Below are 15,844 nucleotides of genomic sequence, written 5' to 3' on the forward strand. Positions count from 1 at the left end.
AAATTAAAGACACGAAACTTAAGTTAGGGATTGTATGAAGGCTTTCAATAATTTCAGGATAAAAACCGATAAAACAAGAAAGCCTTCCGTCCTGATGTTTGATGCGGCGTACCCGCCTCCAGTTGTTGGTGGAAAAGAAAAACAAGCACATTTGTTAGCAAAGGCACTGAAGGAAATGGGTCTTGATGTCGAGGCGCTATCGTATATCCACAACGGAAATAAAAGCGCACCTTACGAGGGGGTTTATGTAGAGCGAGTTCCAAATACTATTTTATCCTTGGTATTTGTTTTTTTAGCCATATTGAAAAAACGCTCGCGGTTTAATCTACTTCATATTCATACGCCGAGCCGAATAGGGCGTTTTGCTGCGCTGGTTGGCTGGTTAGCCGGTTACCAAGTAATATTTAAGTTTCCCAATGAGTATCTACTGGATAATTTAAGAGCCGTCGACCGCTGGTTTTGGAGGGTTGTCCTCAGCACGGCGTCACTGTTTGTCGTTCTGGAAAACAAGACAAAAGCAAGGCTTGAATCAATTAACGTGGGAAATCAGAGAATATTCCATGTTGCAAATGGTGTCTGTATGGGGCCGTTAAAAAACAGGTCGATAGATCATAACTACGTTAAGCTCGTCTTTGTCGGTCGTTTAACCGCCCAAAAATGCTGTGACCAGCTCATCTACGCTTGCGATCTGTTAGCGAGACGCGGTATTCATTTCCATTTAGAGATTGTCGGCGATGGTCCATTGCGCGATGAATTGCAATCACTGGTCCGGGAGCTTGGCCATGAGGCGAACATTTCATTTTTGGGCCATCAGTCGAATATCTTTTCGCATCTGACTACGGCTGATGTCCTCGTACTGCCCTCAGAAAAGGAAGGAATGTCTAACGTTATCCTGGAGGCAATATCAATCGGAGTTCCGGTAGTAGCAACAGACGTAGGCTCGGTAAGGAGCCAGGTTGGCGACTTTGGTGAGCAGTTTTTGTGTGAGCCTTATAATCCCGACTGTTTGGCTGATAAAATTGAAAGGTTGGTGAAAAACCCCCAGCTTTATTTAGAATTTGGACAGTACCTTCATACTCGGGGCCATAAAATTTTCTCCATGGACACGGTCGCCTCCCAGTACGTTGAAAAATATTTTGAGCTATTAAAAAAAAATGATTCAAACCGCTCCCATTAGAAGAATTATTAATTTAATTCCTGAACTCGTGGTTTAACTGGATGAGTTTTAATTAGAATGTTCTCAATGTTGATGGATGTTGAATGAAAGGGTCTAGTTTTTCCTATAAATTATACCATCTATTTATATATGGCGTGCTTGCCATTTTTTTCTTTTTTGCGTCATTTCTCCTTCTTTCTTGGTACAAAGCGGGTGACCAGGTTTATTACATCAAGTTTTATGAGGGAGTTAGAGAACTTTCGTATTTTGAAGCCTACGCTTACGCTAGAGGTGTTATTGGTGCATCTGATCCTTTAAGTATTTTCTTTCTTTGGTTTGGATCCTTTCTTGGCTTTTCAAAGTTAACGTACATTTCCTTTTGGAACTGCATTTTTTTGCTTTTTATTGTTAAGGTTATTCGAATTTACAAGGTTGATTTTTTTCTTTATCCGTTTATCTTCTCAAATTTCTACGTCCTTGTCTTGCTGACTGGAGCGGAGAGGTTGAAATTTGGTGTTTTTTTCATGGTTTGTTCCATTGTTTTTAGTAACTGGTTAAAGGGGGTTTTTTTTGCGTCAGCGCTTGTATCGCACTTTCAAACTATTTCTTTAGTCCCCAGCGCTTTTGTTTATAGTATGTACAATAATTTAGTTAGACTTTTTTTCTCAGGGAAATTGAGTTTTTACTTGCTTAGATATTTTGTTTTTTTAATATTTGTCTTTCTTTCTTTGGTTATTATTTTTTGGGACGCGCTATTCGGTAAGTTTTCAGATTATTTTAAAGAAGACTTTGATGGGTATAATTTTATAAATATCCTTGCTTTGCTTTTTTGTTCAGTTTTGGTTTCTTCAAATTGGAAAAGAATTGCTTGCTCTTTGGCCCCGTTCTTTTTCCTAGTTTTTTTATTTGGTGATTCCAGAGTGAATATTTTGGCGGTACTTTTTGTTTTTTTTGCTTTTATTAAAGAGAAGAGATTGAGTCACCCGTTGTCAATTGCCTTATTAGTGTATTTTTCATTCAAGTCTATTTTCTTGGTTTATAATATATATATATATGGACACGGTTTTGTATAACTCATCGGAGGACGAAGTTTGATAGTATTAGTTTTTTCTGGGAGCTACCTTCCAGGCTATAAAGGTGGGGGGCCTATAAAGACTGTCAAAAACTTGTTCGAACAAGTCGGGGATAAAATTAGCTTTAAACTTATTACCAGTGATAGAGACTTGGGTGACACATCACCATACGTTTCAATAATCAGTGGTACTTGGAACAAGGTAGGGAACGCATCCGTGTTCTACGCTGAACCCGGGAAAACTGGCTTCCTACAGATCGCTCAACAATTAGTTAATAGAGATTTTGATGTAATTTACCTAAACAGTTTTTTTTCCCCGCGCTTCTCGTTCTTTCCGCTTTTGCTGGGCAAGGTGCTGCTGAGGCAGACCGTAGTACTTGCCCCGCGGGGAGAGTTTTCGGTGGGCGCGCTTTCACTTAAATTTATAAAGAAGCGAATTTTTATTGCTGCATTCAAGATAATTGGCTTGCACCGTCGCATTGTGTTTCAGGCGTCCAGCGGTTTCGAGGCAGAGGATATTCGTAGAAGTCTGGGCCACGGCGTCGATATTCAAATTGCGGAAAATATCGGAACGCCCGAATTTTCAGAACAACTGCCGTCTCGCACTGCCGGGCCTTTGAAAGCTGTTTTTGTTTCACGTATTTCTCCTAAAAAAAATTTGTTGGCAGCTCTCGAGATGTTACAACAGGTCCAACAGCCTCTGGCGTATGATATTTATGGTCCTATCGAAGACAACGATTACTGGCAAATGTGTGAGACGGTAATTGCTGGGCTGCCCTCGCACATTCGCGTTCTGCACAGAGGCCCATTGAGATCCGATGATGTTGTTAAAACTCTCGAAAAGTACGATGTGTTCTTCTTGCCGACCAAGGGGGAGAACTACGGGCATGCGATTGCGGAAGCACTTTGCGCGGGCCTCCCAATTCTTATCGCAAACACCACCCCTTGGCGAGATCTTCAAAACCTTGGCATAGGTTGGGATCTGCCCCTCAACAATCCGGGCGCCTTTAGTGCGGTACTGGATGAGCTGGCTGCCATGCCCGCTGGTGAGCTTCAGAAAATGCGCCAGCGGGTGCTCACCTGGGCTAAAAACAAATTTGTTCAGCCCGATGCCATAGAAGCTAATATCGCTTTATTCAATTACGCCTACGAAAAAAAGTAAGGACCACTCCACATGCCCTTCAAGAGGAAGACCCTGTTAATCACCGGCGGCACCGGCTCCTTCGGCAACGCCGTCCTCAGCCGTTTCCTGAATACCGATATCGAAGAAATTCGCATCTTCAGCCGGGATGAGAAAAAGCAGGATGACATGCGCAAGCGCTACTCCCATTCTAAGCTGAAATTCTACATAGGCGATGTACGCGATTACCAAAGTCTCTTGAGTGCCACCCGGGGTGTCGATTTCATTTTCCATGCAGCCGCCCTGAAGCAGGTTCCGTCTTGTGAATTCCATCCGATGGAGGCGGTGAAAACCAATGTGCTGGGAACTGAAAACGTGCTGGAAGCGGCTATCCAGAACGAGGTAAAGCGAGTGGTCTGCCTGAGCACCGATAAGGCCGTATACCCCATAAACGCCATGGGGATATCGAAGGCGATGATGGAGAAGGTGATGGTCGCCAAATCCCGTAACGTGGACCCCGAGAAAACGGTTATCTGTGGGACCAGGTATGGCAACGTGATGGCGTCTCGAGGTTCTGTTATCCCATTGTTTGTGGATCAGATACGTTTGGCCAGGGCTATAACGGTTACTGATCCGAACATGACTCGGTTCATGATGACGCTGGCAGATGCGGTGGATCTGGTTCTGTACGCCTTCGAACACGGCAGCAACGGTGATTTATTTGTTCAGAAAGCGCCGGCCGCAACTATCGAAACGTTGGCCCGCGCCCTGACGGGTTTGATGGGTATATCAGATCACCCTATTCAAGAAATTGGTACTCGCCATGGCGAGAAGCTTTACGAAGTTTTGCTGAGCCGGGAGGAGATGGCCTGTGCGGAGGACCGGGGTGATTACTACCGCATTCCTCCAGATCTGCGAGACCTGAACTATGGAAAGTTTGTGGAGCAGGGTGAGGAGAAGATCTCTCATTCGGAGGACTACAACTCCCACAATACCGAACGCCTGGATGTAACCAGTATGCAAACCCTGCTTCGAAAGCTGGATTTCATTCGTGCCCTGGAACAGGGTGAATACCTCAACCCGGAGGATTGAGCCATGCGCGTACTGGTCACCGGTGCTAACGGTTTCATCGGTAAGAATCTACAAATGCATCTGCGCGAGCGGGGCGGATTAGAGATCGTGCCGTTCACGCGTAATCACAGCGAGACGGATTTGCCCGATTTGCTGGAAGGTGTGGATTGGGTATTTCATTTGGCTGGGATCAACCGGCCGGAAGATCCTTCGGAATTTGTTACCGGCAATACTAACCTCACTCAGGCTTTATGTGATGCAGTAAGGGAAACTGGCCGTAAGATTTTGGTGGTTTATACGTCCTCAATTCAGGTGGAACGGGATAACGACTACGGTACCAGCAAACGCGCTGCGGAAGAGGCGCTGCTGGAACTGAATCGTTCTTCAGGATGCCCGGTTTATATTTATCGCCTCCCAAATGTATTCGGCAAGTGGGCGCAGCCGAATTACAACTCCGCCGTCGCTACGTTTTGCCACAATATCGCTCGGGGTTTGCCGGTACAGATCAATGATCCGCAGGCCGTGATCAAGCTGGTTTACATTGACGATGTGGTGGCGAGTTTTGTGGCATTGCTGGATGGTGTAGAGCATTCCATGCCCTTTGCGGAAGTGAATCCGGTTTATGAGATCTCTGTTGGCGAGCTGGCTGACCAGTTGCAGCGCTTCAAGGCTACCCGGGATAACCTGGTCACGGAACCTGTGGGCACAGGGCTTACTCGGGCATTGTATTCTACCTACGTGAGCTATTTGCCGCCGGAAAGCTTTACCTACACGGTGCCTCAGCATGGTGATGAGCGTGGTGTGTTTGTGGAAATGTTGAAAACTCCGGACGCGGGTCAGTTTTCGTTCTTTACGGCGCATCCTGATGTTACCCGTGGTGGCCACTATCACCACTCCAAAACCGAAAAGTTTCTGGTGATTAAAGGAGAGGCCTGCTTTCGGTTCCGTCACATGCTGACAGGCGAGTTCTATGAGCTGTTTACCTCCGGCAACAACCCAGAGATTGTGGAAACGGTACCGGGCTGGACGCACGATATAACGAATGTGGGAAAGGAAGAGTTGGTGTGCATGCTTTGGGCCAATGAGATCTTTGACCGAGAGAATCCGGATACTTTTGCTTGCCCGGTAGGCACAAAAGCCTGAACGAATTTTGAAGGACTGTATGAAAAAGCTGAAAGTAATGACCGTGGTCGGCACCCGGCCTGAAATTATTCGCCTGTCTCGTGTGATGGCCAGGTTGGATGAGCATTGCGAACATATTCTGGTGCACACTGGCCAGAACTACGATTTCGAGCTGAATGAAATCTTCTTCCAGGATTTGGGCATTCGCAAGCCGGACCACTTTTTGGCCGCAGCCGGTGCTAGCGGTGCGGAGACCATTGGTAATGTGATTATCGCTGTAGACAAAGTTCTGGCCGAAGAACAACCGGAGGCCCTGCTGGTACTGGGCGACACCAACAGCTGTATGGCTGTTATTTCCGCCAAACGCCGCAAGATTCCGACGTTCCATATGGAAGCGGGCAACCGCTGTTTCGATATGCGCGTGCCGGAGGAGATCAACCGCCGTATTGTGGACCACACGGCGGATATCAACCTTACCTACAGCACCATTGCCCGGGATTATCTGTTGCGCGAAGGTCTGCCACCGGACCGGGTGATCAAAACTGGTAGTCCTATGTACGAAGTGCTTAACCACTTCCGCGAAGGCATTGACGCGTCAGACGTATTGGATCGCCTTGGACTGATGGAGGGGGGGTTCTTTGTAGTCAGCGCTCACCGTGAGGAAAATGTGGATTCCGACAGGAACTTCCTGGCTCTGGTAGAGACTCTGAATGCCATAGCGGAGCAATATGGCTTTCCGGTGATTGTTTCTACGCACCCCAGAACCCAGAAACGGGTGGATGTTATGGGTGTCCAGTTCCATGAAAATGTGCGGCTTTTGAAGCCACTGGGCTTCAAGGACTACAACAAGTTGCAATTAAGTGCCAAGGCCGTGTTGTCTGACAGTGGCACTATTAACGAAGAAGCTTCGATACTTAATTTCCCAGCCCTGAATATTCGGGAAGCCCACGAACGCCCCGAAGGTATGGAAGAAGCGGCCGCCATGATGGTCGGCCTGAGCAAGGAGCGTGTGCTGCAAGGGTTGGCCATTCTGGAAACCCAGGGCCGCGGTGATGAACGTTCCCTTCGGTTGGTGGCTGATTACAGCATGCCGAATGTGGCGGATAAGGTGGTTCGCATTCTTCATAGTTATCGTGACTATGTGATGCAGACGGTTTGGAAACAATATTAAGGTAACTCCCCCTGATGGGATCTAAAAAAACCGATCTTGCTATTGTGAACCGTAGTTTCTGGCCACAAAGCCAGGTGATAGGCGAGAGCCTGCTGCAGTTTGCCGAACAGGCAGCCAAAAAACATTCTGTTTGCGTAATTACTCAGGCCGATGGCGACTTGTCTGAAAAGCTTGCCAGGGAGGGCAGGGGGAAAGGCGTTCAGGTGCGTGCCTGCAAGTCTTACACAACCTCTGCCAGCGGGCTGGTGAAACGCATGGCGGAAGCCATTTTTTTCATGCTTTGGACGTTCATTAGTCTTGTACGAGCAAATCCAGCTAATGTTTATGTATCTACCAATCCTCCGGTGGTGGTGCCGTTCATTGTCTCTTTGTATTGCAGGCTGTTTAATGCCAACTACGTTTACCATTTGCAGGATATTCACCCTGAGGCAGCGAACATAGTGGTGCCTTTGAATGGGGTTATGTTTGGTTTGCTCAAGCGCATTGATAACCACACCCTGCGCCACGCCAAGGCAATTATTACGCTCTCTGAGGAGATGAAAGCGTACATCCGACAGCGCAGTGGTATCCCCGCCCCCATTTACCTGTTGGATAATCCATCCTTTGAAGTAGTTCCGGCCCCCATGGAAGAGCGCGCTAGAGACGTCGTTTTTTGCGGCAATGCTGGTCGTCTCCAGCGAATTTCTTTGCTGATGACGGCAATACGCGAGTACCTTCATAAAGGGGGTAAGCTGAGATTTACTTTCGCTGGTGGCGGTTTGTATGCCCCGGACATAAAAGCTCTGGCTGAAGAATATGTGCAGGTTGATTACCTCGGCATTGTGCCGGCAACTGAAGCAGTCGAGCTGGTTAACCAGCATCGATGGGCATTGCTGCCGATTGATGACGAAGTAACGAAGTACGCTTTCCCGAGCAAGTCCTCTGGTTATGTTTTGTCTGGTTCAGGGATTCTTGCCGTGTGTGGGGCAAAAACCAGTGTGGCGCGTTGGGTCGAGGAACTGAACGTTGGTGTGGTCTGTATGGCGGACCACGAGGCATTGGTTCAGTGCTTATTTTCACTTGAGAATAGAGAGTCAGAGAGTTTTGCGGTTGAGGAGGACGTTCGGGAGCGATTACAGATTCCTTATTTTGCGAAGCGATTGCTGGATTTGACCCTCGCTGAAGGGATGAAGGGTTAGCAGTTGGATATGTTAAAGAGACTTTTTGATATCGCGGGTTCCACCTTGGGTTTACTGCTGTTATCTCCAATCATTTTGATTGTGGCTTTGCAAGTGCGAGGCAAGCTAGGATCGCCGGTGCTTTTTCGACAAATCCGTCCCGGCATGCACGGCAAACCATTCGAAATGATCAAGTTCCGCACTATGAAAGATGCGGTCGATGCAGAGGGCAATTCCTTACCCGATTCAGAACGAATGACTGCCTTCGGACAATTTTTGCGTGCAACCAGCCTGGATGAACTGCCAGAGCTCTGGAACGTGCTGAAGGGCCAAATGAGTCTGGTAGGCCCCAGACCGTTGCTGATGGAATACCTTCCACTGTACTCAGAGGAACAGTATCGTCGACATCAGATGCGACCGGGAATCACTGGCTGGGCTCAGGTAAATGGCCGGAATGCAATTTCTTGGGAAGACAAGTTTAAGTTGGATGTGTGGTATGTCGACAACCGTTCGTTCTGGCTTGACTTGAAGGTGTTGTTTCTTACCGTGAAGAAGGTGGTGGTCCGTGATGGTATCAGCGGTGAGGGTGAAACGACCATGTCGAAATTTACAGGGAATAAAGACTGATGCATCTTGCCATTCTCGGAGCGAGCGGCCATGGCAAGGTGGTTGCCGACTCAGCAGAGCAGGCGGGTTGGCAGAGCGTTACCTTTTTTGATGATGCCTACCCTGGGATTAAAGAAAATGGCCCCTGGAGGGTGCAAGGAGGTACTAGTGCGTTGCTTGAAAATTTGTCGGATTTTGATGGTGTGATTGTTGGTATTGGTAACAACCATATTCGCGCAAATAAACATTCGGAGTTGGCTGATGCAGGCGCGAAACTGGTAAGTATTGTTCACCCCTCCGCAGTTGTTAGTCCGCATGTTGCCATTGGTTGTGGAACTGTCATTTTTGCGAACGCGGTTGTGAATGCCTGTGCTTCAATTGGTGCCGGTGTAATCTTGAACACTGGTGCCGTTGTTGAGCATGATTGTGTGATTGGAGACTTCGTCCACATCAGCCCGAACGCTGTTCTTGCAGGAGGCGTAGTGCTTGAACAACAAGCCTGGGTAGGTGCTTGCGCCTCCGTCAGGCAACTGGTTTCGGTCGGACATGCCTCTATTGTTGGTATGGGAGCCGTGGTGACCAAAGATGTGTCTTCTGGTGTGACTGTAGTGGGTAATCCTGCCCGAGTTCGCACAAAGTGATTATTCAAAAATTACTGGGTAGCCAATGCTGAACGGACCTTTCTCTCCCTGGCCTTCCTTCACTCAGGAAGAGGCCAGCGCTGTATATGATGTTTTGCTTTCTAATAAGGTGAACTATTGGACCGGCCACGAATGCCGGGAATTTGAGCGTGAGTTTGCCGATTTTTCCGATGCGGAATACGCCATTGCTCTCGCAAACGGCACCCTGGCATTGGATCTGGCTCTGAAGGGCCTGGGTATTGGCCCGGGGGACGAGGTGGTGGTTACCTCGCGCACCTTTCTGGCGTCGGTGTCCAGCATTGTAACGGCAGGTGCTACGCCGGTGTTTGCAGATGTAGATGCGGAGTCCCAGAACATCACCCCGGCATCCGTACACAGGGTAATGACGCCCCGAACCAAAGCGATCATTTGCGTTCATTTGGCAGGCTGGCCCTGCGAGATGGACGGCTTTATGGCGCTGGCCGAAGAGTACGGCCTTTACGTAATCGAGGACTGTGCCCAGGCCCATGGCGCCCGTTTTAAGGGGCGTTCCGTGGGTTCCATTGGTCATGTTGGTTGTTGGTCTTTCTGCCAGGATAAAATCATGACCACTGGCGGGGAGGGCGGCATGGTTACAACCAACAACCGCGACCTCTGGAAGCGTATGTGGGCCTTCAAGGACCACGGCAAAAGCTGGGATGCTGTATACGAACGAGATCACCCTCCTGGCTTCCGATGGCTGCACGAAAGCTTTGGCACTAACTGGCGGATGACTGAAATGCAGGGCGTGATTGGCCGTATTCAGCTGCAACGCATGCCGGAATGGACCGCCGCCCGCCACCGCAACGCTAATGCTATTTGGCAAACAGCCCGTCAGTTGCCGGGGCTACGCGTACCGGAGTTGCCAGTTGATATAGAGCATGCAGCATACAAGTGCTACGTATTCGTGGAGTCAGAGCAACTGGCCGACGGCTGGAATCGAGAACGCGTCCAACAAGAAATTGTAGATGCAGGCGTACCCTGCTTCTCCGGTTCGTGTTCTGAGGTGTATCTGGAGAAAGCGTTTGATGGCACCGACTGGCGGCCAAAGGAGAGGTTGCCAGTGGCCCAGGAGCTTGGAGAGACGAGTTTGATGTTTCTGGTGCATCCGACGTTAACAGACGCCGAGATTGACAAGACTTGTTCTGTGCTTACTGAAGTTATGGGTCGAGCTATAACTTAAGAATGAATTCAGTTACAGACACGAACTGACAGTCACCGATGGGATGGAGCTTGGTTATGGTCACGAAAGCATGTGGGTGCGCATCTTTCGGCTTGGGGAGATAGTAGTATCTTTATAGTCTCCAAGTTCGCGATAGCACTTATTTCCCCGCTAGGTACTGCAATATTTGGTGGTCTTCTGGCAGTGGTTCTGGGGTTGGCGAGCCGACACCGTTTGGCTTTTGGTCTCGGGATGGTGTCCGTTGCTTGGCTGTTGATCTGGTCTTTGCCGGTGACCAGCAATGCGATACGCGGTTACCTGGAAAATCAGCACCCGGCGGTGAATGTTAGCGCCATGCCGGAAGCGGGGGCGATTGTGGTGCTGGGCGGGGGCACGTCGCCCCTGAGTTACGGTGAGCAATACCCGAATCTTAGCGCAGCCTCGGACCGGGAATGGCACGGTGCTCGGTTGTATCAAGACGGTAAGGCTCCGTTGCTGATCCTGACCGGCGGGCATGATCCGCAATATCGGGCGACCTCTTCCGCCGAGGCCATGCGCCGGTTTATGAGTGCACTGGGTGTGCCTGATTCTGCCATGGTGCTGGAAGAGCGTAGCCGGAATACCTCTCAGAATGCGGTCTTTACCGCGGATATTCTTGCAAGGCGAGGGATTGATCGTATTTTGCTGGTAACCTCTGCTATACACATGCCTCGTTCCAAAGCGCTGTTTGAGGCCCAGGGGTTGGAGGTGATTCCGGCTGCGACGGATCACGAGGTGCAAGCCATCCCGGCCTGGCGCAACTGGTTGCCGAGCACCGATGCGTTGGATGGGAGCAGCCGGGCGATTAAAGAGATCGTGGGGCGGTTGGTGGGTCGATAATGGTTTTGCGACGTGACGCAATGTTGAATTGCCTCAGTTTTGGGTCTGATGGGTTTCAAATGTTTAATTCCGCGATTATTGCAACTCCCTCCTATACTCGATGCTGGGTTCGTCATTTTTTGAAGAGGGGTGGTTTTCTGATTTGGGATCAGGCCCGTGGGTGGCTGTTGGGCATTTCACTCCGTATGGTGAGGGAGATATCTTGTGAACGGGGATAAACGGAATAAACACTCGGGCAGTAATCCTGTTGTTAAGGCCTTTCTGAACCTTCCCCGGTTCCAGAAGCGGGTAGTCTCTGTACTTTCAGATGCGTTTGTTCTGTTTTTTGCCATCTGGGCCGCATTTTCGCTGCGATTGGAGCAGCACCTGTGGTTGCCAACCCAGGAGCAGTTGACGGTGGCAGCGATTACGGTGGTGTTTACGATTGCGGTGTTCATTCGCCTCGGATTGTATCGGGCAGTTATCCGCTATCTTGGGGACAGGGCTTTTCTGACCATCATCTACGGGGTGGTGGCTTCTGCAACCACCCTGATTGTTTTGGGCTATCTGTTGCAGGTGTTCGTGCCCCGTTCTGTGCCCATCATTTATGGTGCCCTGGCTTTCCTTTTTGTAAGCGGCACCCGTATGGGTGTGCGGATGATCGTAAACCACCCCAAGCAGATGGCGAAGGAAGCCGTTGCCATTGTCGGTGCGGGCGAAACCGGCATGCAATTGGCGTCTGCGCTGGAGCAGGGCACGGAGTACCGGCCGGTGGTGTTTGTGACGTTTGACCGGGCCAACCACAAGTCCATGATCAATGGCTTGCCCGTCGTCAGCATTAATCACATCGCCAAGCATATGCCTAAGCACCGTGTGCAGCGGATATTGCTGGCACTGGATGAGCATTCACAGGTTGACCGCAAGAAACTGCTGAAACAACTGGAGCCGTTGTCTATTCCTGTTCAGACCGTTCCCTCCATGTCTGAGTTGGTGGCTGGCCAGGCTCGGATTAATGACATTCGAGATCTGGAGATTGAGGATCTGTTGGGGCGGGATCCGGTTCGGCCGGATTCGGCTGTTGTTGCCAAGAGTCTGTATCAAAAATCCGTGATGGTGACTGGTGCAGGTGGTTCGATTGGTTCTGAGCTGTGCCGCCAGATTATTCGCCATCGCCCGCGTGTTTTGGTTCTTTTTGATCAGTCAGAGTTTTCCCTGTACGCCATTGAGCGGGAACTGAGTGTCATTAACCGCATCGAGGGGCTTGATGTAGAGCTACACCCACTGCTTGGCAATGTGAGCCACCGCCGCCGGTGTGAATCGGCGATGCGGGCGTTCGGTGTGCAGACGGTTTACCATGCCGCCGCTTACAAGCATGTGCCGCTGGTTGAGCACAATGTGATCGAGGGTGTGCAGAACAATGTATTTGGCACATGGCACACGGCGGAAGCGGCGATTGCAGCCGGTGTTGAGCGTTTTGTGCTGATTTCCACGGACAAGGCGGTTCGTCCCACCAATGTGATGGGGGCCAGCAAGCGGTTGGCGGAACTGGTGCTGCAGGCGTTGGCACAGCGGCAGAAAAAGACGGTGTTCTCCATGGTGCGTTTCGGCAACGTGCTTGGTTCTTCTGGCTCCGTAGTTCCGCTTTTCCGGGATCAGATTCGCGATGGTGGCCCGGTTACCGTTACCCATCCGGACATTATCCGGTACTTCATGACCATTCCTGAAGCCAGCCAACTGGTTCTCCAGGCCGGCAGTATTGGCTTGGGTGGCGAGGTGTTTGTGTTGGATATGGGCGAGCCGGTGAAGATTGCGGACCTGGCCCGCAAGATGATTCACCTCATGGGGCTGGAAGAGAAAACGGAAAGCAATCCCGCAGGTGATATTGAGGTGACCTTTAGCGGCCTTCGCCCTGGGGAAAAGCTGTATGAAGAACTGTTGATTGGTGACGATCCGCAAGGTACTTCGCACCCACGAATCATGATGGCACGGGAAGTTTATCTTCCCTGGGAGCAGGTAGAAGACTTCCTCAGTCAGTTGCAGCGGGCCAGCCAAGCCTTTGATTGTGGTGCGATTGTCGAAGTGTTGAAGAATGCCAAAACGGGGTATGCACCCAACGGCAATCTGGAGGATCTGGTGTGGTGCAATGGGCAGTCCGATGTGGTGGCTGCGGACCGCCAGGGTGATAAAGTGCACCGGTTATCGGTGTAGGAAAAACAAGTTTCAAGAGCAAGGTTGCTGTTTCATGTCTGAAAATATCGTCTGGCATCACCAGAAAGTCACCCGTGCTGATCGCGCTTCCATCAAGAACCAGAGCCCGTGCCTGTTGTGGTTTACGGGCCTGAGTGGTTCCGGCAAGTCCACTATTGCCAATGCGCTGGACGTGGCTCTGTTTGAGCGCGGTTACCACACCTTTCTGTTGGATGGAGACAACGTGCGCCATGGTCTGAACAAAGATCTTGGCTTTTCCGATGAGGACCGGGTTGAGAATATTCGTCGTATAGGTGAGGTGAGTAAGCTGTTCACAGATGCTGGGATGATTGTGCTCAGTGCGTTCATTTCCCCCTTTACCACCGACAGGCGCTTGGTGCGTAACCTGTTTCCGGCGGGTGAGTTCATTGAGGTGTTCATGGATACCCCGCTTCAGACGTGTGAAGAGCGGGATCCAAAGGGTCTTTATGAAAAAGCCAGGGCGGGCAAAATCAAACACTTTACGGGTATCGATTCCCCCTATGAGGCGCCCGAGCGCCCGGAAGTGCGCCTGGATACGTCGCAGATGTCAGTGGATGATTGTGTGAACCGCTTGATCAGCTACCTTCTGGACCGGCAATTGATCTTTGCGTCACCACAAGCCACCGGAGCGTAAGCGCCTATGGCGTGGGAAGCCATTGTTACCCTGCTTACCTTGTTCTCGGTTCTGGCAGCATTGGTGGTTACACGAGTGTCTGCCGATCTGGTGCTGATGGCGGCCCTGGCGTTCCTGTTGATTACCGGCATTCTGGGGCCGGCGGATGCGTTGGCAGGGTTCGCAAACCCGGGTGTGATTACCATCGCGACGCTCTATGTGGTGGCTGCCGGCCTGAAAGAAACGGGCGCCGTGCAGTGGATTGCCCGTTTGCTACTCGGGCATCCGAAGACCGAAAAAGGCGCGCAACTTCGGATGCTGGCGCCGACCGGTATCCTCAGTGGTTTTATGAATAATACGGCCGTTGTTGCCATGTTCATCCCCGCCATCCAGGACTGGGCCCAACGCCTGGGTATTCCTTCCTCCCGCCTTCTCTTACCCTTGAGCTACGCCGCCATTCTGGGCGGTACCTGCACGTTGATTGGCACCAGTACCAACCTGGTGGTGGACGGTATGCTGCAGGCGCGCCTGGGGGTTCATCTGGGGTTATTTGAGTTGGCCTGGGTGGGGGTGCCGCTATTGTTGGTGGGCGGTTGCTATCTGGTGTTGGTGGCCTCCCGGATACTGCCCGACCGTGGCGGCATGCGAGAAGAGCTGGAGCAGGTTCGGGAATACGGCGTAGAAGTGGAAGTGGACGCGGAAGGCCCATTGGTGGGCAAAACCGTGGCCCAAGCGGGTTTACGTGCGCTCAACTATGGTTACCTGACGGAGATTGACCGGGGTGGCCGGCTGATTACGGCAGTAGAGCCGGATCGGATGCTGCAGCCGGGGGATAAGTTGTATTTTGTGGGCGCGCCGGAATGCGCCAGTGAATTGCGTCGGATTCAAGGCCTGAAACCAGCCCATGCCAGTATCCAGAAGCTGGATCTGGCGAACCATCAGCGCTGCCTGGTGGAAGTGGTGCTGGGACAGGAATTCACGGCTCTGGGGAAGACCGTGCGGGAAAGCCGTTTCCGTACTCGCTTTAACGCCGCGATTCTCTCAGTTTCGCGTGAGGGGAGTAGGGTGCCTGGTAAACTGGGGGATATCACCTTCCGGATGGGCGATACCCTTTTATTGGAGGCCAGCCACCAATTTGTAGAGCAGTACCGCTTCCGCCGGGACTTTTTGTTGGTCAGCGCCCTGAACGATTCCACGCCACCGGATTTTCACCGGGCGCCCCGGGCGCTGGGAATCTTGTTGTTGATGGTTGTGGCCAGTGCTACCGGGCTATTACAGATTATAGAGGCGGCCTTCCTGGCCGCGGGCGCAATGATTGTCACTGGGTGCATTACGGCCAGCCGTGCCCGCCGGAGTGTGGATTTGCCAGTACTGGTGGTGATTTCGGCCTCTTTTGCGCTAGGCAATGCCATGACGGAAACCGGTGGGGCCGAGTGGGTAGCCGCCAGCCTGCTGGGCCTGTTCGGCCCGCTCACGCCTTGGCTCGCTCTGGCGTTGGTGTATATCCTCACCGCTGCCTTTACCGAAGCTATCACCAACAACGCGGCAGCGGTGCTGATGTTTCCGATTGCGTTGGCGGTGTCTGAACAATTAGGCGTTCATTTCCTGCCGTTTGCCGTGGCCGTGATGTTCGCTGCTTCGGCGTCGTTTATTACGCCTCTGGGTTATCAGACCAATCTCATGGTTTATGGCCCCGGCCGCTACCAGTTCATGGATTACGTGCGTTTGGGCTTTCCGTTGAGCCTGCTCGTAGGCTCAACTGCTATCGGTTTGATCCCGTTTGTCTGGGGGTTTTGAGCTGTTTGGGAATATACTGGCAGAAAGCGAATTGTGAATAACAAGGATGTG

14 protein-coding genes are annotated in these 15,844 nt (G+C 51.1%); all 14 read left to right on the forward strand.

Annotated elements, in window-relative coordinates:
- Window positions 1-34 precede the first annotated feature (34 nt).
- The 14 genes from SIC19_RS16395 to SIC19_RS16460 all read left to right on the forward strand — a co-directional run bounded on the left by SIC19_RS16395 (window position 35) and on the right by SIC19_RS16460 (window position 15,793).
- Window positions 35-1,177, forward strand: coding sequence for a glycosyltransferase family 4 protein (locus SIC19_RS16395; protein ID WP_278367169.1), 1,143 nt, complete (start codon window positions 35-37; stop codon window positions 1,175-1,177).
- Window positions 1,178-1,260: 83 nt separating this feature from the next.
- The gene (locus SIC19_RS16400) at window positions 1,261-2,229 is read left to right on the forward strand and encodes a hypothetical protein (protein WP_278367168.1); all 969 of its coding nucleotides are present in this window, start codon (window positions 1,261-1,263) and stop codon (window positions 2,227-2,229) included.
- A gap of 216 nt (window positions 2,230-2,445) precedes the next feature.
- Window positions 2,446-3,390 carry a glycosyltransferase gene (locus SIC19_RS16405; RefSeq protein ID WP_278367166.1) on the forward strand — a complete coding sequence of 315 codons (945 nt, stop codon included), beginning with the start codon at window positions 2,446-2,448 and terminating at the stop codon, window positions 3,388-3,390.
- Between the two features lie 12 nt (window positions 3,391-3,402).
- Window positions 3,403-4,440, forward strand: a complete 1,038-nt coding sequence (locus tag SIC19_RS16410; protein ID WP_278367165.1) for a polysaccharide biosynthesis protein — start codon at window positions 3,403-3,405, stop codon at window positions 4,438-4,440.
- A gap of 3 nt (window positions 4,441-4,443) precedes the next feature.
- The gene (wbjC, locus tag SIC19_RS16415; RefSeq protein WP_278367164.1) at window positions 4,444-5,562 is read left to right on the forward strand and encodes a UDP-2-acetamido-2,6-beta-L-arabino-hexul-4-ose reductase; all 1,119 of its coding nucleotides are present in this window, start codon (window positions 4,444-4,446) and stop codon (window positions 5,560-5,562) included.
- A 19-nt stretch (window positions 5,563-5,581) separates the two neighbouring features.
- Complete coding sequence (gene wecB / locus SIC19_RS16420; RefSeq protein WP_278367163.1) at window positions 5,582-6,712, forward strand: non-hydrolyzing UDP-N-acetylglucosamine 2-epimerase; 1,131 nt, start codon at window positions 5,582-5,584, stop codon at window positions 6,710-6,712.
- A gap of 14 nt (window positions 6,713-6,726) precedes the next feature.
- Window positions 6,727-7,890, forward strand: coding sequence for a glycosyltransferase (locus SIC19_RS16425; RefSeq protein ID WP_278367162.1), 1,164 nt, complete (start codon window positions 6,727-6,729; stop codon window positions 7,888-7,890).
- Window positions 7,891-7,899: 9 nt separating this feature from the next.
- Window positions 7,900-8,496, forward strand: coding sequence for a sugar transferase (locus SIC19_RS16430; protein WP_278367160.1), 597 nt, complete (start codon window positions 7,900-7,902; stop codon window positions 8,494-8,496).
- Window positions 8,496-9,116 carry an acetyltransferase gene (locus SIC19_RS16435; protein WP_278367159.1) on the forward strand — a complete coding sequence of 207 codons (621 nt, stop codon included), beginning with the start codon at window positions 8,496-8,498 and terminating at the stop codon, window positions 9,114-9,116. The genes SIC19_RS16430 and SIC19_RS16435 overlap by 1 nt, the downstream gene beginning before the upstream one ends.
- 25 nt (window positions 9,117-9,141) lie before the next feature.
- Window positions 9,142-10,317 (forward strand): DegT/DnrJ/EryC1/StrS family aminotransferase, encoded by a 1,176-nt coding sequence (locus SIC19_RS16440; protein ID WP_278367157.1) that lies wholly within the window; start codon window positions 9,142-9,144, stop codon window positions 10,315-10,317.
- A 231-nt stretch (window positions 10,318-10,548) separates the two neighbouring features.
- Window positions 10,549-11,175 (forward strand): YdcF family protein, encoded by a 627-nt coding sequence (locus tag SIC19_RS16445; RefSeq protein ID WP_278367155.1) that lies wholly within the window; start codon window positions 10,549-10,551, stop codon window positions 11,173-11,175.
- A 204-nt stretch (window positions 11,176-11,379) separates the two neighbouring features.
- Window positions 11,380-13,362, forward strand: coding sequence for a polysaccharide biosynthesis protein (locus SIC19_RS16450; RefSeq protein ID WP_278367154.1), 1,983 nt, complete (start codon window positions 11,380-11,382; stop codon window positions 13,360-13,362).
- 34 nt (window positions 13,363-13,396) lie between these two features.
- Window positions 13,397-14,017, forward strand: coding sequence for an adenylyl-sulfate kinase (gene cysC, locus SIC19_RS16455; protein ID WP_278367153.1), 621 nt, complete (start codon window positions 13,397-13,399; stop codon window positions 14,015-14,017).
- A 6-nt stretch (window positions 14,018-14,023) separates the two neighbouring features.
- Window positions 14,024-15,793 (forward strand): SLC13 family permease, encoded by a 1,770-nt coding sequence (locus tag SIC19_RS16460; RefSeq protein ID WP_412535544.1) that lies wholly within the window; start codon window positions 14,024-14,026, stop codon window positions 15,791-15,793.
- Window positions 15,794-15,844: the final 51 nt, after the last annotated feature.

The sequence above is a fragment of the Marinobacter sp. MIT930201 genome, from assembly GCF_047122665.1.
In the GTDB taxonomy this organism is placed as follows: Bacteria; Pseudomonadota; Gammaproteobacteria; order Pseudomonadales; family Oleiphilaceae; genus Marinobacter; species Marinobacter salarius.

Excerpts from the sequence above, each read along its gene's own strand:
- SIC19_RS16430 (WP_278367160.1), top strand. The coding sequence starts at position 7,900 with ATGTTAAAGAGACTTTTTGATATCGCGGGTTCCACCTTGGGTTTACTG.
- SIC19_RS16425 (WP_278367162.1), top strand. The coding sequence starts at position 6,727 with ATGGGATCTAAAAAAACCGATCTTGCTATTGTGAACCGTAGTTTCTGG.
- cysC (WP_278367153.1), top strand. The coding sequence starts at position 13,397 with ATGTCTGAAAATATCGTCTGGCATCACCAGAAAGTCACCCGTGCTGAT.
- SIC19_RS16445 (WP_278367155.1), top strand. The coding sequence starts at position 10,549 with ATGGTGTCCGTTGCTTGGCTGTTGATCTGGTCTTTGCCGGTGACCAGC.
- SIC19_RS16395 (WP_278367169.1), top strand. The coding sequence starts at position 35 with ATGAAGGCTTTCAATAATTTCAGGATAAAAACCGATAAAACAAGAAAG.
- wecB (WP_278367163.1), top strand. The coding sequence starts at position 5,582 with ATGAAAAAGCTGAAAGTAATGACCGTGGTCGGCACCCGGCCTGAAATT.
- wbjC (WP_278367164.1), top strand. The coding sequence starts at position 4,444 with ATGCGCGTACTGGTCACCGGTGCTAACGGTTTCATCGGTAAGAATCTA.
- SIC19_RS16400 (WP_278367168.1), top strand. The coding sequence starts at position 1,261 with ATGAAAGGGTCTAGTTTTTCCTATAAATTATACCATCTATTTATATAT.
- SIC19_RS16460 (WP_412535544.1), top strand. The coding sequence starts at position 14,024 with ATGGCGTGGGAAGCCATTGTTACCCTGCTTACCTTGTTCTCGGTTCTG.
- SIC19_RS16410 (WP_278367165.1), top strand. The coding sequence starts at position 3,403 with ATGCCCTTCAAGAGGAAGACCCTGTTAATCACCGGCGGCACCGGCTCC.
- SIC19_RS16435 (WP_278367159.1), top strand. The coding sequence starts at position 8,496 with ATGCATCTTGCCATTCTCGGAGCGAGCGGCCATGGCAAGGTGGTTGCC.
- SIC19_RS16440 (WP_278367157.1), top strand. The coding sequence starts at position 9,142 with ATGCTGAACGGACCTTTCTCTCCCTGGCCTTCCTTCACTCAGGAAGAG.